Source organism: Sphingomonas tagetis (assembly GCF_024211275.1).
Taxonomy (GTDB): Bacteria; Pseudomonadota; Alphaproteobacteria; order Sphingomonadales; family Sphingomonadaceae; genus Sphingomonas; species Sphingomonas tagetis.
Genome location: NZ_JAMLDX010000018.1, coordinates 70,824 through 88,120, shown reverse-complemented (window position 1 = coordinate 88,120; position 17,297 = coordinate 70,824). Strand labels below are relative to the sequence as shown.

Sequence of the window (17,297 nt, the reverse complement as noted above, 5' to 3'; positions counted from 1 at the left end):
GCTCCCCCACCCGGCCACCCATTCAGGATACGATGTGGGTGGCCGGGTGGGGGAGCGGGCCGGTGCCGCAGACCTCGTCAAAAAAGTGTCCGGGCGGCGGCCAGCGACCACGCGCCGAGCACCGGGATCAGCAGATAGCCGAGCGGCGAGACGAACAGCGCCGCCGCGGCGATCAGCCCGCCTTCGAGGCGGCTGTCGCCCGGCGCATAGGCCGGCGCGGGCGCGTCGAAATACATCGTCTTGACGATCTTGAGATAATAGAAGGCGCCGATCGTCGAGGCCGCGATGCCGATCGCCGCGAGCGCGAACAGATCGGCCTTCACCGCCGCCTCGAACACCGCGAACTTCGCCCAGAAGCCGAACAGCGGCGGGATGCCCGCGAGGCTGAACATGAAGATCGCCAGCGCCGCCGCCAGCGCCGGCCGCGTGCGCGAAAGGCCGGACAGGCTCGCGATGCTTTCGACCGGCTGGCCACTCGCATCGCGCATCTGCAGCACGACGAGGAAGCTGCCCAGCGTCATCACGACATAGATGGTGAGGTAGGTCAGCACGCCCGCCACTCCCTCGGCGGTGCCGGCGGCGAGGCCGATCAGCGCAAAGCCGACATTGTTGATCGACGAGTAAGCGAGCAGCCGCTTGATGTTCTGCTGCCCGATCGCCGCCACCGCGCCGAGCACGATCGACGCGAGCGCGGCGAAGATCACGATCTGCCGCCAGTCGCTGGTCACCGGCCCCATCGCCTCGATCGCGACGCGCACCGACAGCGCCATCGCCGCGACCTTGGGCGCGCTGGCAAAGAAGGTCGTCACCGGCGTCGGCGCGCCCTCGTAAACGTCCGGGGTCCACATGTGGAACGGCACCGCCGACATCTTGAACGCAAGACCGGCGAACACGAACACCAGGCCGAACAGCAGCCCGATCTTGGCCGAGCCCTCGGCGCCCGCATAGGCCGTCGCGATGTCGCCGAAGATCGTCGTGCCGCTGAACCCGTAAACGAGGCTGATGCCGTAGAGCAGGATGCCTGACGCCAGCGAGCCGAGGATGAAATACTTCAACCCCGCCTCAGCCGAGCGCACGTCGCGGCGCATGAAGCTCGCCAGCACATAGGAAGCGAGGCTGTTAAGCTCGAGCCCGACATAGAGCGTCAGCAAGTCGTTCGCCGAGACCATCATGCCCATGCCCGCCGCGGCGAACAGGATCAGGATCGGATATTCGGGCCGCAGATCCTCGCCGCTCGTCCGCGCGAAGAAGCGCGGCGCGATGATGATCGAGATCGCCGCGGCGAAGAAGATCAGCACCTTGGCGAAGGCCGCGAACAGGTCGGCATTGTACAGCCGGTCGAACGCCGTGCCGCCGGCCGAGGCCGGACCGAACAGCGCGATCCCCGCACCGAGCAGCACCGCGACCGACACCCAGCTCACCGCGCGCGAGACGGCCTGACCGCCCCAGGCGGCGACCATCATCAGCACCAGCCCGCCGAGGCTCAGCACCACCTCGGGCAGCACCATCGAAAGGTTAGCGGCGTAATCCATCAGTGCGCCGCCCCCTGAGCGTCATCAGCATGTTCGGCTTTCTTCGGTTCGGCAGCCTTGGCCGCCGCGATCGGATTGCCCGGCGTCGGCTGGCTGTCACCCGCCGGCCGCGCGCGTTCGATCCGCGCGAGCAACGTCGCGACGTCGTTGCGCATCGGCGCGAGGAAGCTCTCAGGGTACACGCCCATCCACAGCACCGCCGCCGCGATCGGCGCGAGCAGCGCCATTTCGCGCTTGCTGAGGTCCGGCATCGCCTTGACGTCGTCCTTGACCAGCTCGCCGAACACGACGCGGCGGTAGAGGTACAGCATGTACGCCGCGCCGAGAATGATGCCGGTGGTCGCGATCAGCGTGGTCAGGGTCGAAACCTTGTACGCGCCCATCAGCGCGAGGAACTCACCGACGAAGTTGCTCGTCCCCGGCAGGCCGACCGACGCCATCGTGAACAGCATGAACAGCACGGCATATTTGGGCATGTTGATCGCGAGCCCGCCATAACGGTCGATCTCGCGCGTGTGCAGCCGATCGTAGATCACGCCCACGCACAGGAACAAAGCGCCCGACACCAGGCCGTGGCCCAGCATCACCATCATCGCGCCCTCGATCCCCTGCCGGTTGAAGGTGAACAGCCCGATCGTCACGATCGCCATGTGCGCCACCGACGAATAGGCGATCAGCTTCTTCATGTCGTTCTGCACCAGCGCGATCAGCGAGGTCACGACCACCGCGATGCACGACAGCCCGAACACCAGCCAGATCAGCTGCGCCGACGCCTCGGGGAACATCGGCAGCGAAAAGCGCAGGAAGCCATAGCCGCCGAGCTTCAGCAGCACGCCCGCCAGGATCACCGACCCCGCGGTCGGCGCCTGAACGTGCGCGTCGGGCAGCCAGGTATGGACCGGCCACATCGGCATCTTCACCGCAAAGCTGGCGAAGAAGGCCAGCCACAGCCAGGTCTGGACATGCGCCGGGAAGTCATAGGCCATCAGCTCGGGGATCGACGTCGTGCCCGCGGTGATGCTCATATACATCATCGCGATCAGCATCAGCAGCGAGCCGAGCAGCGTGTAGAGGAAGAACTTGTACGACGCGTAGATGCGGTTCGCCCCGCCCCAGATGCCGATGATCAGGAACATCGGGATCAGGCCGGCCTCGAAGAAGACGTAGAACAGGAAGATGTCCTGCGCCGCGAACGTGCCGATCATCAGCACTTCGGTGATCAGGAACGCCGCCATATATTCCTGGACGCGCTCGGTGATCGCCTCCCAGCTCGCGCCGATGCAGATCGGCATCAGGAAGACCGAGAGCAGGATCAGCAGCAGCGCGAAGCCGTCGATGCCCAGCGCCCAGGCGAAGCGCCCGAACAGCGGGACGTTCTCGACGAACTGCCATTGCGGTCCGCCAATCTCGAAATTGGCCCACAGCACGCCGCCAAGGACGAGGTCGATCAGCGTCGCGCCGAGCGCGATCCAGCGCGCCTGACTGGCGCCGACGAACAGGCACGCTACCGCCGCGGCGAGCGGCACGATCAGCATGATGGAAAGAATGCCGCTCATCGCGCGATCACCCAGGTAACGGCTGCAGTCAGGCCGATCAGCATGACGAACGCATAGCTATAGACATATCCCGACTGGAGCCTCGCGCTCCACACGCCCGCGAACTTGACCGCCGCCGCCGAGCCGTTCGGCCCGAACCGGTCGATCGTTCCCTCGTCGCCCTTCTTCCAGAAGATGCGGCCGAACCAGAAGGCGGGCTTCACGAACAGCACATGGTACAGCTCGTCGAAATACCATTTGTTGAGCAGGAACTTGTAGAGCAGCTCGAACGTCGCGGTGAAGCGCGCGGGGATGGTCGGCGACTTGATGTACGCCACCCACGCACCGAACAGGCCGAGCAGCATCACGATCGTCGCCGACAGCTTCACCGAGAGCGGCACTTCGTGCATCGCATGGGCAAGATGTTCGTCGAACGCGACGGCGCCCTTCCAGAAGATCTCGCCGGCCTCGGGCTGGATAAAGAACTTGTTGAACGCGAACCCGGCGAACACCGCGCCGATGCTCAGGACCAGCAGCGGGATCAGCATCGGCAGCGGGCTTTCATGCGGATGATAGCCGCCGGTGCCGTCGCCATGATCGGCGTGCGCATGCGCGTGATCGTCATGTGCGCCATGGCCCGCATCCTCATGGCTCGGCTCGTCATGTTCGTGCGGATGATGCAGCGCGTGCTGGATATGCTCGGACTGGGTCCAGCGCGGCTTGCCCCAGAAAGTCAGGAACATCAGGCGCCAGGAATAGAAGCTGGTCAGCAGGGCTGCGAATACGCCGACCCAGAACGCGCCCTGCCCGCCCCCGCCCGCCGCATAGGCCGCTTCGAGGATCGCGTCCTTCGAATGGAAGCCCGCGAACCCGGCATGCAGCCAGTAGATGCCGACGCCGGTGATCGCGAGCGTGCCCGCCAGCATCGTCCAGAAGGTGACTGGGATGTGCTTCCGCAGCCCGCCATAGTAACGCATGTCCTGCTCATGGTGCATCGCATGGATCACCGAGCCCGCGCCGAGGAACAGCAGCGCCTTGAAGAAGGCGTGGGTGAACAGATGGAACATCGCCGCGCCGTACATGCCGACGCCCGCGGCGAAGAACATGTAGCCGAGCTGCGAACAGGTCGAATAGGCGATCACGCGCTTGATGTCGGTCTGCGTCGTGCCGACCGTCGCTGCGAACAGGCAGGTCGCGGCGCCGATGAAGGTGACGAAGCCCAGTGCGACCGGCGCCTGCTCGAACAAAGGCGACAGGCGGCACACCATGAACACGCCCGCAGTCACCATCGTCGCGGCGTGAATCAGCGCCGACACCGGGGTCGGGCCTTCCATCGCGTCGGGCAACCAGGTGTGCAGGCCAAGCTGCGCCGACTTGCCCATCGCGCCGATGAAAAGCAGCAGGCAGAGGATCGTCAGCGTGTCGAGGCGATAGCCCAGGAATCCGATCGTGCTGCCGGCATAGCCCGGCGCGGCTTCGAGAATCTCGGGGATCGAGATCGTCCCGAACACCAGGAACACGCCGAAGATGCCGAGCATGAAACCGAGATCGCCGACGCGGTTGACCACGAACGCTTTGATCGCTGCGGCGTTGGCCGATGGCTTCTTGAACCAGAAACCGATCAGCAGATAGCTGGCGAGACCCACGCCTTCCCAGCCGAAGAACATCTGCAGCAGGTTGTCGGCGGTCACCAGCATCAGCATCGCGAAGGTGAACAGCGAGAGATAGGCGAAGAAGCGCGGCTGGTCCGGATCCTCGTCCATATAGCCCCAGCTATACAGATGGACGAGGCTCGAGACGCTCGTCACCACTACGAGCATCACCGCGGTTAGGCTGTCGACCCGCAGGCCCCAGCTGACGTCAAGATCGCCCGAACGCATCCAGGTGAACACCTGCGCGACATACGCGCCGCCCGGGAGGGCATCGGCGCCGTAGGCCACAGCGTCCGCCGGCACCGGATACAGCAGGAAGCCAAGGAAGATCTTCCAGCTCAGCGCCGCAGCGATGAACAACGCGCCGGTGGTCACGGCCTTGGGAAAGACCGTGCCGAACGCGCGATTGCTGAAACCGGCGACCACTGCCGCGAGCAGCGGCAGGAAAACGATGAAATGGATCGCTGACATCAGCCCTTCATCCGATTGACGTCATCGACCGAGATCGTGCCGCGGCCGCGGAAGTAGATGACAAGAATGGCAAGCCCGATCGCCGCCTCGCCCGCCGCGACGGTCAGCACGAACATCGCGAAGATCTGGCCGACCAGATCATTGAGCGCGGCGCTGAACGCCACCAGGTTGAGGTTCACCGACAGCAGGATCAGCTCGATCGCCATCAGGATGATGATCAGGTTCTTGCGGTTGAGGAAGATGCCGAGCACCCCCATCGTGAACAGGATCGCGCTGACGACGAGGTAATGGGTCAGGCCAATCACAGCTCCACCCCCTGTCCGACGGGCTGGTTGACCATGCGGGTCGCGTCCTTCTGGCGGCGGTTGATCTGCCGCGACACATTCTGCTTCAGCACCCCGCCGCGCTGGCGGTGGGTGAGGACGATCGCGCCGATCATCGCGACCAGCAGCACGAAGCCGGCGGCCTCGAAGATGTAGAGATAGCGCGTGTAGAGCAGCAGCCCCATCGCCTCGATGTTCGGGCGGCTACCGAGCGCCGTCCCGGCATCGACCGGCGCGACGCGGCTGGCGAGATCGACGCCGCCGGCATTCCAGGCGCCGACGCCGATCACCACTTCGGCGAGCAGCACCAGCGCGATGGCGAGGCCGAACATCGCGTAGCGCACGAACCCGGCGCGCAGCTCGGCGAAATCGATGTCGAGCATCATCACCACGAACAGGAACAGCACCGCGACCGCGCCGACATAGACGATGACGAGCAGCATCGCGATGAACTCGGCTCCCGCGAGCACCATCAGCCCGGCGGCGTTGAAGAACGCCAGGATCAGCCACAACACCGAATGCACCGGGTTGCGCGCGGTGATCGTCATCGCGGCGGACAGGATCACCACCGTCGCGAAGAGATAAAAGGCGATTGCTTGGATCACGGAATCACAGGCCCCTTTGGTCCGGCGCGCTTAACGGTACGGTGCATCGGCGGCAAGGTTCGCGGCGATCGCGCGCTCCCACCGGTCGCCGTTCGCGAGCAGCTTTTCCTTGTGATAGATCAGCTCCTCGCGGGTCTCGGTCGCGAACTCGAAATTCGGCCCCTCGACGATCGCATCGACCGGGCACGCCTCGGCGCACAGCCCGCAATAGATGCACTTGGTCATGTCGATGTCGTAGCGCGTCGTGCGGCGGCTGCCGTCCTCGCGCGGCTCGGCCTCGATCGTGATCGCCAGCGCCGGACAGATCGCCTCGCACAGCTTGCACGCGATGCAGCGCTCTTCGCCATTCGGATAACGGCGCAGCGCATGCTCGCCGCGGAAACGGGGCGAGAGCGGGTTCTTCTCATAGGGATAGTTGATCGTCGCCTTCGCCTTGAAGAAATACTTCAGGGTCAGGGCGTGCGCCTTCACGAACTCCCACAGGGTGAACGAACGGACGAGTTGGGCGACGCTCATGCGGGGACTCCAACGCGGGTAAGCATCAGATACCCGGAAATCAGGAACACGAAGATCAGCGACAGCGGCAGGAATATCTTCCAGCCCAGCCGCATCAGCTGGTCGTAGCGATAGCGCGGCACGGTCGCCTTCACCCAGCTGAACAGGAAGAAGAAGAACAGGATCTTGGCGAACAGCCAGATGATGCCTGGCACGGCGTAGAGCGGCGCCCAGTCGATCGGCGGCAGGTACCCGCCCCAGAACAGCGTCGCGTTGAGCGTGCACATCAGGATGACGTTGGCATATTCGCCGAGCCAGTACAGCGCGAACGCCATCGACGAATATTCGGTCTGATAGCCGGCGACGAGCTCGCTTTCCGCCTCGGTCAGGTCGAACGGCGCGCGCTGCGTCTCGGCGAGCGAGGAGATGAAGAACACCACCGCCATCGGGAACAGCAGCGGGTTGAATCCGAAGCCGTTGAGCAGGCCGAGGACATGGCCCTGCTGCTGGTCGACGATGCCCGACAGGTTGAACGTCCCCGCCCACAGCACCACCGCGATCAGCACGAAGCCGATCGACACTTCATACGACACCATCTGCGCCGCGGCGCGGATCGCTGAATAGAAGGGGTATTTGGAGTTGGACGACCAGCCCGCCAGGATGATGCCGTACACGCCGAGCGACGAGGCGGCGAGGATGTAGAGCAGGCCGACATTGATGTTCGACAGCACCACGCCCGCCTGGAACGGCACCACCGCCCATACGATCAACGCGACGGTGAAGGTGATGATCGGCGCGAGGAGGAACAGGCCCTTGTTGGCGCTCGACGGGATGATCGTTTCCTGCAGGAAGACCTTGAGTCCGTCCGCGAACGATTGCAGCAGGCCGAGCGGGCCAACCACGTTAGGGCCACGGCGCAGCGCCATCGCCGCCCAGATCTTGCGGTCGGCATAGATGATCATCGCGACCGCCAGCATCAGCGGCAGCGCGATCAGCAGGATTCCGGCGATGGTCGCCACAAACCACGCCCAGCCATAGGGCAAGCCGATGGTGTTCTGGAAGAAGTCGGTCATTCCGCGGCCTCCGCGAAGTCCTGGCCGTGGATCAGTTCGGCCGAGCAGCGCTGCATCGTCGGCGAGGCGCGGCAGATGGCGTTGGTGAGGTAGAAGTCGGCGATCGGATAGCTGACCTCGCCCGACCCCTTGGCGTCGAGCGCCGGCGGGTTCCACTCGAAGCTCGCCAACCCCTCATTCGCCAGCGCCGGCGTATCCGCGACCATCGCCGCGCGCAGCTGCTCGAACGTATCGAACGGCAGCGTCTTGCCAAGCTTGTCCGACAGCGCGCGCAGGATCGTCCAGTCCTCGCGCGCGTCGCCCGGCGCGAACACGGCCTTGTCGCCGCGCTGCACGCGCCCTTCGAGGTTGACGTAGGTGCCGGCCTTCTCGGCATAGCTCGCGCCCGGCAGGATCACGTCCGCCGCATGCGCGCCCTTATCGCCATGATGGCCGATATAGACGTTGAAGCTGTTGGCGAACTTGCTGAAATCCACCTCGTCCGCGCCGAGGAAGAAGGTCAGCTTGGGCTCCGCCGCGACGATGTCGGCGATGCCGCCCGCACTCGCGAAACCGAGCATCAGCCCGCCCATCCGCGCCGCCGAGAAATGCAGCACGTTGAAGCCGTTCCAGCCGTCGCGCACCAGATTGAGCTTCTTCGCCAGCGCCAATGCCGCGCCATGCCCGTTCTTAAGCGCCGCGCCGCCGACGATCACCATCGGTCGCTTGGCGTCCTTGAACGCATCCGCAGCGGCCTTGGGCAGCTTGCCGAGCAGGCTCAGATCGTTGCCGAGCCACGTCGCCTTGTAGGTGAGGTCGACCTCCGGCCCGATGCCAAAGACCTTCGCGCCCTTCTTGATCGCCTTGCGCACGCGGGTGTTCACCAGCGGCGCTTCCCAGCGCAGGTTCGTGCCGACCAGCAGCACGACGTCCGCCTCTTCCACGCCCGCGATGGTGGTGTTGAAATTGACCGCGCTCAGCGACGAGGTGTCATAGGCCATGCCGGTCTGGCGGCCTTCGAGCAGGTCCGAGCCGAACGACTTGACCAGCGCCTTGGCGGCGAAGATCGTCTCGCAATCGAGCAGGTCGCCATGGATCGCGGCGACCTTGTTCCCTGCGCCCGCAGCCGCAACCTCGATCGCGGCGAACGCCTCGTCCCACGTCGCTTCAACCAGCTTGCCGTCACGGCGGACATAGGGCTTGTCGAGGCGGCGGCGCGAGAGGCCGTCGACATGGTGGCGCGTCTTGTCGTGCGCCCATTCCTCGTTCACGTCCTCGTTGATCCGCGGCAGCGCGCGCAGCACGCCGCGCCCGCGGCTGTCGATCCGGATGTTGGTGCCGACCGCGTCCATCACGTCGATCGCGAGCGTCTTCTTGAGCTCCCACGGCCGCGCCTCGAACGCATAGGGCTTGCTCGTCAGCGCGCCGACCGGGCACAGATCGACGACATTGCCCGACAGCTCGGACGTGACCGCCTTTTCCAGATAGGAGGTGATCTGCATGTTCTCGCCGCGATAGATCGCGCCGATCTCCTCGACGCCCGCCACTTCCTCGGCGAAGCGCACACAGCGGGTGCACTGGATGCAGCGGGTCATCACCGTCTTGACGATCGGACCCATATACTTCTCGGTCACCGCACGCTTGTTCTCGGTGTAGCGGCTATGGCCACGCCCATAAGCGACCGACTGGTCCTGCAAGTCGCACTCGCCACCCTGATCACAGATCGGGCAGTCGAGCGGGTGGTTGATCAGCAGGAACTCCATCACGCCCTCGCGCGCGGCCTTCACCATCGCGCTGTCGGTGCGGATTTCCTGATTGTCCGCGGCGGGCAGCGCGCACGACGCCTGCGGCTTGGGCGGCCCCGGCTTCACCTCGACCAGACACATGCGGCAATTGCCGGCGATGCTCAGCCGCTCGTGATAGCAGAAGCGCGGGATTTCCTTCCCCGCGGCCTCGCACGCCTGCAGCACGGTGGCGCCGGCGGGGACTTCGACCTCGATCCCGTCTACGGTAACCTTGGGCATTATTCGGCTGCCTCTTGCATCGACGACAGACCGCCGCCCTGCTTCTCGGTGATCCGCCGCTCCATCTCGGGCCGGAAATGCTTGATCAGCCCCTGGATCGGCCACGCTGCCGCGTCGCCGAGCGCGCAGATCGTGTGGCCCTCGACTTGCTTCGTCACATTGTAGAGCGTGTCGATCTCGCTGATGTCGGCGTCGCCGGTGCGCATCCGCTCCATCACGCGCCACATCCAGCCGGTGCCTTCGCGGCACGGGGTGCACTGGCCGCAGCTCTCATGCTTGTAGAAATAGCTGATCCGGCTGATCGCGGCGACGATGTCGGTCGACTTGTCCATGACGATGATCGCCGCGGTGCCGAGGCCCGATCCGACCGCCTTCAACCCGTCGAAATCCATCGGCGCGTCGATGATCTGCTCGGCCGGCACCAACGGCACCGACGATCCGCCGGGGATCACCGCGAGCAGATTGTCCCAGCCACCGCGGATACCGCCGCAATGCTTCTCGATCAGCTCGCGGAACGGGATGCTCATCGCCTCCTCGACCACGCACGGCTTTTCGACATGGCCGCTGATCTGGAACAGCTTGGTGCCGCGGTTGTTCTCCGCGCCGAAGCTCGCGAACCATTCGGGCGAGCGGCGCAGGATCGTCGGGGCAACCGCGATGCTCTCGACATTGTTGACCGTTGTCGGGCAGCCATACAGCCCCGCACCCGCCGGGAATGGGGGCTTGAGCCGCGGCTGGCCCTTCTTGCCCTCCAGGCTCTCGATCATCGCGGTTTCTTCGCCGCAGATATAGGCGCCCGCGCCGCGATGGCAGAACACGTCGAAATCATAGCCCGAGCCGCAGGCATTCTTGCCCAGCAGGCCCTTGGCGTAAGCTTCCTCGATCGCCGCGAACAGCGTCTCGGCCTCGCGGATATATTCGCCGCGGATATAGATGTACGCCGCCCGCGCGCGCATCGCGAAGCCCGCGACCAGCGCGCCTTCGAGCAGCTTGTGCGGATCGTGACGGATGATCTCGCGATCCTTGCACGAACCCGGTTCGGATTCGTCGGCGTTGATCACCAGGAAGCTCGGCCGCTCGGGCGTCGGGTTCTTGGGCATGAACGACCATTTCATGCCGGTCGGAAAGCCCGCCCCGCCGCGCCCGCGCAGGCCCGACGCCTTGATCTTCTCGATGATCGTGTCCGGGCCGAGCGCCAGCAGCGCCTTGGTATTATCCCAGTCGCCGCGCTTGAGCGCAGCTGACAGGTTCCACGGCTGATAGCCGTAGAGATTGGTGAAGATGCGGTCCTTGTCGGCGAGCATCAGTTGCTGCCCTTCTTCTGCGCTTGCAACGCGACAATGATCGAGACGCCGGCGCCGAGGAACGCGGCAAAGATCGCCACCCAGACCGCGACGTTCACTTCGGCCCCCCGATACGCTTGTTGTCCTTCACCGCGAGGTAGATCGCGACGCCCACGCCGACGAGCAGCAGCGGCACGAACAGCTTGAAGGCGAGCTTGAGCACCCAGCCAAGGACGACGATCCCGCCGATCACGGCAAGGATGGTGACGATCGTGTTCTTGCTCACCAGTCGCTCCTGTAGTCGTGGTTCGCGGAGACCATTTCCTTGAGGCTGGTCGGCCCGCCCAGCGGCTCGACCGTGTGCCGGCCCGGCTCCTGCGTGCCCGCCTTGGGCGACTTGCCCTGCGCCAGCGCGTCGAGGATCGCGACGGTGCGGTCGTAGTCGAGGTCCTCGTAATTATCGTCGTTGATCTGGACCATCGGTGCCGACGCGCAATTGCCCATGCACTCGACCTCGGTCAGCGTGAACAGGCCATCGGGCGTGGTCTTGCCCTTGGCCATCCCACGATTCTTGCACGCCGCGAAGACATCGTCCGACCCGCGCAGCCAGCATGGCGTCGTGCCGCACACCTGCACATGATATTTCCCGACCGGATGCAAGTTGAACATCGTGTAGAAGGTCGCGACCTCGAGCACGCGGATCACCGCCAGGTCGAGTTCGCGCGCGACGAACTCGATCACCGGGATCGGCAGCCAGCCCTGCGTATCCGTCTCCGCGCCGACCTGACGCTGCGCCAGGTCGAGATAGGGGATGGTGCAGCTCTGCTGCCGCCCTTCGGGATAGCGCGCGCGGATGATCGCGGCCTTGGCGGCGTTCTCCGCCGTCCAGGCGAACCCGCCCCAGCGCGCCCGCAACTCGGGCGTGTCTTCGATTGGCTTTGCGTCGGCCATTAGCGGATGAACTCCACGCGGTTCACCTTGTCACCGCTGAACGTGTAGATGGACATGACCTCGAACTGCTCGCCATCGGGCGCGCGGCTGACCTTTTCGTGCAGCAACACCGTCTCGCCCAGTTCATAGCTGGTGAGGATATCGGCGCGGTTCTGCGGGAATTGCGCGAACATGGCCTTCAGGCCCGAACGCACGCCTTCCCTGCCCTCGCGCAGCACCGCGCCGCGATAGCCCGCCTCGCACGCGTCGTCGGTCATCAGCTCGACATAGGCGTCGGCGTCCTGCGCGTTGTAGCGCGCGATCATCTCGTGCGCGGTCGCGATGCGGGCGCTCATCGGCCAGCCCCCGCCTTGCGCTGGAGGCGCACCGAATAGACGACCCACATCGGTGCTGCGATGGCGACAACCATCACGCCGGCGCCGGAGGCGATCTGCCCGACGGCAAATGCAGCCAGTGCGATCGCCGCGGCGACCGCGACATAGACCCAGATCGGAAAAGCGTTCACCGGTCGCACTCCCCGAACACGATATCCATCGCGCCAAGGATCGCCGTGATGTCCGCCAGCATGTGCCCGCGCGACATGAAGTCCATCGCCTGCAAATGGCTGAACGCGGTCGGGCGGATCTTGCATCGATAGGGTTTGTTCGACCCGTCGCTGACCATGTAGATGCCGAACTCGCCCTTGGGGCTTTCGGTCGCGACATAGACCTCGCCCGCCGGGACGTGGAAGCCCTCGGTATAGAGCTTGAAGTGATGAATCAGCGCTTCCATCGACTGCTTCATCTCGGCGCGCTTGGGCGGCACCACCTTGCGGTCGAGGCTGGCGATCGGCCCGTCGGGCATCTCGTTCAGGCACTGCTTCATGATGCGCGCGGACTGATAGACTTCCTCGACGCGGACCATGAAGCGGTCATAGCAGTCGCCGCGCGTGCCGACCGGAATCTCGAAATCCATGCGGTCGTACACGTCATAGGGCTGCGACTTGCGCAGGTCCCAGGGCAGGCCCGCGCCACGGATCATCGGGCCGGAAAAACCCCATTTCACCGCATCGTCGCGGCTGACGATGGCGATGTCGACATTGCGCTGCTTGAAGATGCGGTTCTCGGCGACCAGCGAAATCGCATCGCCGAACAGCCGCGGCAGCCGCGTGTCGAGCCAGTCGGCGATGTCCGCCAGCAGCTTGAGCGGCACGTCCTGATGCACGCCGCCGGGCCGCAGGTAATTATGGTGCATGCGCGCGCCGGACATGCGCTCGAAGAAGTTGAGGCAGTCCTCGCGGATCTCGAACATCCACAGGTTCGGCGTCATCGCGCCGACGTCCATCACATGCGACCCGAGGTTCAGCATGTGATTGCAGATGCGCGTCAGCTCGGCGAAGAACACACGCAGATACTGCGCGCGGATCGGCACCTCGAGGTCGAGCAGCTTTTCGACCGCCAGCACGAAGCTGTGCTCCATCGCCAGCGGCGAGCAGTAATCGAGGCGGTCCATATATGGCAGCGCCTGCGTGTAGGTCTTGTACTCGATCAGCTTCTCGGTGCCGCGGTGGAGCAGGCCGACATGCGGATCGATCCGCTCGATGATCTCGCCGTCCAGCTCGGTGACGAGGCGCAGCACGCCGTGCGCCGCCGGATGCTGCGGGCCGAAATTGATCGTGTAGTTGGCGATCTCGGTGTCGCCGACTGAGGGGTCACTGGCGCTGGTCGTGCCCGCGATTTCGTCGAGATAATCGGCCATTATGCCTCATCCCCCTTCTTCGCGCGCGGCTTTGCGGCCTTCGTCACGGGCTTGCGGGGCTTCTTCACCACATCGGGATCGGCGGGTTTCGGCCCGGCCTTGGGCGACGTCTTGCCGGCGCCGGTCTGCGCCGGGCCGTCGCTGGTCTTGGGCTTGGTCACGCGCGCCTTGACCGGCTTGGTCGAGGCGTCGGCCTTGACCACCTGATCGGCGGTCACCGGCGACGGCGCGCCCTTGGCCTGCGGTGCAGCCGGCGGCGGCGGCACGGGCGCTGCGGCGGGCGCAGGCGCGGCCTTCTCGTCGCCCGGCAGCACGTACTGCGCGCCTTCCCACGGGCTCATGAAGTCGAAATTGCGGAAGTCCTGCGCCAGCTGCACCGGCTCATACACCACGCGCTTCGCCTCTTCCGAATAACGCAGCTCGACAAAGCCCGACAGCGGGAAGTCCTTGCGCTGCGGATGCCCGCGAAAGCCGTAATCGGTCAGAATGCGGCGCAGGTCCGAATTGCCCTCGAACAGCACGCCGTACATGTCATACACCTCGCGCTCGAGCCAGCCAGCGACCGGCCAGATCGAGGTGACCGACGGCACCGGCTTCACCTCGTCCGTCGTCACGCGCACGCGGATGCGGTGATTGCGGGTATAGCTCAGCAGCATGTAGCAAACGTCGAACCGCTCGGCCCGCGCCGGATAGTCGACGCCCGCAATCTCCATCAGCGCCTGATATTGCAGCATCGCACCATCACGCAGCGCAATCATCGCTTGCGGCAATCGCGTGCGGTCGACGGTCAGGTTGATCTCGCCGACCAGATCGGTCGCCTCGATCAGCATGTCGCCGAGCGCCGCGCGCGCGGCCGCGATCACGCCGTCATTGGCGGCGTATTTAGGAGCCGGCGCCCTCACCGCGTCACCGTGCCGATCCGGCGGATCTTCCGCTGCAACTGCATCACGCCATAGAGCAACGCCTCGGCAGTCGGCGGGCAGCCGGGGACATAGATGTCCACCGGCACGATCCGGTCGCACCCGCGAACCACGCTGTAGCTATAGTGATAATAGCCGCCGCCATTGGCGCACGAGCCCATCGAGATGACGTATTTCGGCTCCGACATCTGGTCGTACACCCGCCGCAACGCCGGGGCCATCTTGTTGCACAACGTCCCCGCGACGATCATCACGTCCGACTGGCGCGGCGAGGCGCGCGGCGCGGCGCCGAAGCGCTCCATATCGTAACGCGGCATGTTCACATGGATCATCTCGACCGCGCAGCAGGCAAGGCCGAAGGTCATCCACCACAGCGAGCCCGTTCGCGCCCACTGGAACAGATCCTCGGTCGAGGTGACGAGGAAGCCCTTGTCGTTGAGCTCGCCATTGAGGTCGTTGAAGAACGTCTGGTCGGGCGCCACCATCGGCTGGCCTTGGGCGTTCAGGATCGGAGAAGTCTGGTTCACGTCTATCATTCCCAATCCAGCGCGCCGACCTTCCACGCATAGGCCAGGCCCAGCGCGAGTTCGCCGATGAAGATCATCATCGAGATCCACGCCGCCCAGCCCAGGTCGAACACCGTGACCGCCCAGGGATAGAGGAACGCCGCTTCGAGGTCGAAGATGATGAAGAGGATCGCGACGAGGTAGAAGCGCACGTCGAACTGGCTGCGCGAATCCTCGAACGCGGGGAAACCGCACTCATATTCGGTGAGCTTTTCCGGCGTCGGCTGATGCGCCCCGGTAAAGCGCGCCGCGATCATCGGCAGGAACACAAAGGCGCTCGACAGCACCAGTGCGACCCCAAGGAACAGCAGGATCGGCAGATATTCTGACAGGTCGACCAAAACGGCTCTCGCGGTTGCGGAATCTTGGCGCCGCTTTAGGCCGACAGGGGTGCGTGGACAAGGGCGGAAACCCTTGAGAATCACTCGCAACTAGGCCGCTATTTCAACGGGAACGCCACCACTGTCCCCGACCCGCGCGGCGGCGCGCCTGGCTTGCTCGCAGACGGCCATCCGGCGTCGGCGACGACCAGCAATCGCTTGCCGTCGAAGGCGATCTGCGTTGGGTCGTTCAATGGCGTGCCGCGATGGACGACGCTGGCGTCGATCGCCGCACGATCGACGCGAAAGCGGATCAGCGAGGCCGGGCTGCTGCCGTTATAAACGGTGTAATAATCGTCGCCCGCGCGGACGAGTCCGTCGATGCCGCGCAACGGCTTGCCATCGGCCATGGGCAGCAGCGTGCGCGCCTTGGTCGCGAGGTCGACAACGGCGACGCCGCGGCCATAATCGGCGACCACCAGCGACTTGCCGTCCGGCGTCAGCGCGGTGCCCTGCGCTGACCGCCCCACGCCCGGCGCGATCAGCGCGTCGAGCTTCCGCCCGTTCAGCCGATAGACCGCGCCGTTCTGCGCATCGGAGACGAACACCCGACCGCGCTCCGCCGAAACGTCGCCGGGATGGAAGCCGCTGCCGGGCGAGACCTTCGCCTTCAACCGCCCCTTGCGGTCGAGCGCGACCAGCGCGCCGCTGTCGCACCTGGCCACGCCGGGAAGGTCGGGACAGTCGGTCGCCACCCACAGCCAGCCCCGCTTCGCGTCCCATGCCAGCCCCATCGGGTGCAGCGTGCCACGCGGCATGACGAAGCGGCCGGTCATGCCGGTGGTGTTGGCCATGATCACGCGATCGAGCACGCTCGACAGCCAGATGAAATCACCGTCGGTGGCGATACCCTCGACCAGCCGGTGCTCTTCGGGCGCTGAAAACACCGTCTCGGGCGTATCCGCCGGCGCCGTCAGCACGAGCAGCCATGCCCCCGCGCGGATCACCGCAGCGCGTTCGCCAGCAGCTTGTGCAGCTTGGACTGCAACGCGTCATTGGCGGCGAGCACCTGTCCCTTGGCCAGATTGACCTCCTGCCCGCGGAAATCGGTGACGAAGCCGCCCGCTTCCTTGACGATCAGGATGCCGGCCGCGATGTCCCACGGCTGCAACCCGCTCTCCCAGAAGCCATCGTAACGCCCAGCCGCGACCCATGCGAGGTCGAGCGCGGCGGAGCCGAAGCGGCGGATGCCGGCGACTTCGGGCGCGATGGCGCCGAAGATGCGGCTCCACTCGCTGAAATTGCCATGGCCCAGGAACGGGATGCCCGTGGCGATCAGCGCGTCAGGCAGGTCCTTGCGCGCCGACACGCGCAGCCGCTGGTCCTGCAGCCACGCGCCGCGGCCCTTTTCGGCCCAGAAGCTCTCATCGGTGATCGGCTGGTAGATATAGCCGTGCGTGATCTCGGGCTTGCCCTGGCTGCCGAACGGGTCCTCGACCGCGATCGACATGCTGAAATGCGGGATGCCGTGCAGGAAGTTGCTGGTGCCGTCGAGCGGATCGATGATCCAGCGCGGCTTGTTCGGATCGCCGGCGATCTGGCCGCGTTCCTCGACCAGGAAGCCCCAGTCGGGCCGTGCCTTTTGCAGCTCCTCGATCAGCGTGTCCTCGGCGCGCTTGTCGGCCATCGACACGAAATCGGCCGGCCCCTTGCGGCTGACCTGGAGGTGCGAGACCTCGTTGAAGTCACGCCGCAGCCGCGGCCCCGCCTTGCGCGCGGCACGCTCCATGACGGTGATGAGGCCGGAGTGGGAAACCATTTCAACTTTCTC

Annotated in this window: 19 protein-coding genes; all 19 read right to left on the bottom strand. The window is 65.3% G+C overall.

Features of this window, described 5'->3' with window-relative positions; all coding sequences use genetic code 11:
• Positions 1-77 precede the first annotated feature (77 nt).
• The 19 genes from nuoN to M9978_RS18670 all read right to left on the bottom strand — a co-directional run bounded on the left by nuoN (position 78) and on the right by M9978_RS18670 (position 17,285).
• Positions 78-1,532 carry an NADH-quinone oxidoreductase subunit NuoN gene (gene nuoN, locus M9978_RS18760; protein ID WP_254295936.1) on the bottom strand — a complete coding sequence of 485 codons (1,455 nt, stop codon included), beginning with the start codon at positions 1,530-1,532 and terminating at the stop codon, positions 78-80.
• On the bottom strand, positions 1,532-3,088 hold the full coding sequence (locus tag M9978_RS18755) for an NADH-quinone oxidoreductase subunit M (protein WP_254295933.1): 1,557 nt from the start codon (positions 3,086-3,088) through the stop codon (positions 1,532-1,534). Before M9978_RS18755 ends, nuoN begins: the two co-directional genes overlap by 1 nt.
• Positions 3,085-5,190 carry an NADH-quinone oxidoreductase subunit L gene (gene nuoL / locus M9978_RS18750; protein WP_254295931.1) on the bottom strand — a complete coding sequence of 702 codons (2,106 nt, stop codon included), beginning with the start codon at positions 5,188-5,190 and terminating at the stop codon, positions 3,085-3,087. The genes M9978_RS18755 and nuoL overlap by 4 nt, the downstream gene beginning before the upstream one ends.
• Positions 5,190-5,495 (bottom strand): NADH-quinone oxidoreductase subunit NuoK, encoded by a 306-nt coding sequence (gene nuoK / locus M9978_RS18745; RefSeq protein WP_254295929.1) that lies wholly within the window; start codon positions 5,493-5,495, stop codon positions 5,190-5,192. Before nuoK ends, nuoL begins: the two co-directional genes overlap by 1 nt.
• On the bottom strand, positions 5,492-6,118 hold the full coding sequence (locus tag M9978_RS18740; protein ID WP_254295927.1) for an NADH-quinone oxidoreductase subunit J: 627 nt from the start codon (positions 6,116-6,118) through the stop codon (positions 5,492-5,494). Before M9978_RS18740 ends, nuoK begins: the two co-directional genes overlap by 4 nt.
• Positions 6,119-6,148: 30 nt before the next feature.
• On the bottom strand, positions 6,149-6,634 hold the full coding sequence (nuoI, locus tag M9978_RS18735) for an NADH-quinone oxidoreductase subunit NuoI (protein ID WP_254295925.1): 486 nt from the start codon (positions 6,632-6,634) through the stop codon (positions 6,149-6,151).
• Complete coding sequence (gene nuoH, locus M9978_RS18730; protein WP_254295923.1) at positions 6,631-7,686, bottom strand: NADH-quinone oxidoreductase subunit NuoH; 1,056 nt, start codon at positions 7,684-7,686, stop codon at positions 6,631-6,633. Before nuoH ends, nuoI begins: the two co-directional genes overlap by 4 nt.
• Entirely contained in the window at positions 7,683-9,689 is a 2,007-nt protein-coding gene (gene nuoG / locus M9978_RS18725; RefSeq protein WP_254295921.1) for an NADH-quinone oxidoreductase subunit NuoG, read from the bottom strand. Before nuoG ends, nuoH begins: the two co-directional genes overlap by 4 nt.
• A complete protein-coding gene (nuoF, locus tag M9978_RS18720) occupies positions 9,689-10,993 on the bottom strand; it encodes an NADH-quinone oxidoreductase subunit NuoF (RefSeq protein WP_254295919.1) in 1,305 nt (434 codons plus the stop codon). Before nuoF ends, nuoG begins: the two co-directional genes overlap by 1 nt.
• A 94-nt stretch (positions 10,994-11,087) precedes the next feature.
• Positions 11,088-11,258: a hypothetical protein gene (locus M9978_RS18715; RefSeq protein WP_254295917.1), complete on the bottom strand. Its 171-nt coding sequence runs from the start codon at positions 11,256-11,258 to the stop codon at positions 11,088-11,090.
• Complete coding sequence (locus M9978_RS18710) at positions 11,255-11,923, bottom strand: complex I 24 kDa subunit family protein (protein ID WP_254295915.1); 669 nt, start codon at positions 11,921-11,923, stop codon at positions 11,255-11,257. The genes M9978_RS18715 and M9978_RS18710 overlap by 4 nt, the downstream gene beginning before the upstream one ends.
• Entirely contained in the window at positions 11,923-12,258 is a 336-nt protein-coding gene (locus M9978_RS18705; RefSeq protein ID WP_254295912.1) for a nuclear transport factor 2 family protein, read from the bottom strand. Before M9978_RS18705 ends, M9978_RS18710 begins: the two co-directional genes overlap by 1 nt.
• A complete protein-coding gene (locus M9978_RS18700) occupies positions 12,255-12,428 on the bottom strand; it encodes a hypothetical protein (RefSeq protein WP_254295910.1) in 174 nt (57 codons plus the stop codon). Before M9978_RS18700 ends, M9978_RS18705 begins: the two co-directional genes overlap by 4 nt.
• Positions 12,425-13,660 (bottom strand): NADH-quinone oxidoreductase subunit D, encoded by a 1,236-nt coding sequence (locus tag M9978_RS18695; protein WP_254295908.1) that lies wholly within the window; start codon positions 13,658-13,660, stop codon positions 12,425-12,427. The genes M9978_RS18700 and M9978_RS18695 overlap by 4 nt, the downstream gene beginning before the upstream one ends.
• Positions 13,660-14,562, bottom strand: coding sequence for an NADH-quinone oxidoreductase subunit C (locus M9978_RS18690; protein ID WP_254295906.1), 903 nt, complete (start codon positions 14,560-14,562; stop codon positions 13,660-13,662). Before M9978_RS18690 ends, M9978_RS18695 begins: the two co-directional genes overlap by 1 nt.
• Entirely contained in the window at positions 14,559-15,116 is a 558-nt protein-coding gene (locus M9978_RS18685) for a NuoB/complex I 20 kDa subunit family protein (protein WP_436977202.1), read from the bottom strand. The genes M9978_RS18690 and M9978_RS18685 overlap by 4 nt, the downstream gene beginning before the upstream one ends.
• Entirely contained in the window at positions 15,113-15,487 is a 375-nt protein-coding gene (gene ndhC / locus M9978_RS18680; RefSeq protein ID WP_254295904.1) for an NADH-quinone oxidoreductase subunit A, read from the bottom strand. Before ndhC ends, M9978_RS18685 begins: the two co-directional genes overlap by 4 nt.
• A 98-nt stretch (positions 15,488-15,585) precedes the next feature.
• On the bottom strand, positions 15,586-16,473 hold the full coding sequence (locus M9978_RS18675; protein ID WP_254295901.1) for a YncE family protein: 888 nt from the start codon (positions 16,471-16,473) through the stop codon (positions 15,586-15,588).
• Entirely contained in the window at positions 16,470-17,285 is an 816-nt protein-coding gene (locus M9978_RS18670; protein WP_254295899.1) for an inositol monophosphatase family protein, read from the bottom strand. Before M9978_RS18670 ends, M9978_RS18675 begins: the two co-directional genes overlap by 4 nt.
• Between the last annotated feature and the right edge of the window lie 12 nt (positions 17,286-17,297).

What these genes read in the sequence shown, in the direction of transcription:
- nuoN (WP_254295936.1), bottom strand. Translation starts at nt 1,532, where the DNA reads ATGGATTACGCCGCTAACCTTTCGATGGTGCTGCCCGAGGTGGTGCTG.
- M9978_RS18755 (WP_254295933.1), bottom strand. Translation starts at nt 3,088, where the DNA reads ATGAGCGGCATTCTTTCCATCATGCTGATCGTGCCGCTCGCCGCGGCG.
- nuoL (WP_254295931.1), bottom strand. Translation starts at nt 5,190, where the DNA reads ATGTCAGCGATCCATTTCATCGTTTTCCTGCCGCTGCTCGCGGCAGTG.
- nuoI (WP_254295925.1), bottom strand. Translation starts at nt 6,634, where the DNA reads ATGAGCGTCGCCCAACTCGTCCGTTCGTTCACCCTGTGGGAGTTCGTG.
- nuoH (WP_254295923.1), bottom strand. Translation starts at nt 7,686, where the DNA reads ATGACCGACTTCTTCCAGAACACCATCGGCTTGCCCTATGGCTGGGCG.
- nuoG (WP_254295921.1), bottom strand. Translation starts at nt 9,689, where the DNA reads ATGCCCAAGGTTACCGTAGACGGGATCGAGGTCGAAGTCCCCGCCGGC.
- nuoF (WP_254295919.1), bottom strand. Translation starts at nt 10,993, where the DNA reads ATGCTCGCCGACAAGGACCGCATCTTCACCAATCTCTACGGCTATCAG.
- M9978_RS18710 (WP_254295915.1), bottom strand. Translation starts at nt 11,923, where the DNA reads ATGGCCGACGCAAAGCCAATCGAAGACACGCCCGAGTTGCGGGCGCGC.
- M9978_RS18705 (WP_254295912.1), bottom strand. Translation starts at nt 12,258, where the DNA reads ATGAGCGCCCGCATCGCGACCGCGCACGAGATGATCGCGCGCTACAAC.
- M9978_RS18695 (WP_254295908.1), bottom strand. Translation starts at nt 13,660, where the DNA reads ATGGCCGATTATCTCGACGAAATCGCGGGCACGACCAGCGCCAGTGAC.
- M9978_RS18685 (WP_436977202.1), bottom strand. Translation starts at nt 15,116, where the DNA reads ATGATAGACGTGAACCAGACTTCTCCGATCCTGAACGCCCAAGGCCAG.
- M9978_RS18670 (WP_254295899.1), bottom strand. Translation starts at nt 17,285, where the DNA reads ATGGTTTCCCACTCCGGCCTCATCACCGTCATGGAGCGTGCCGCGCGC.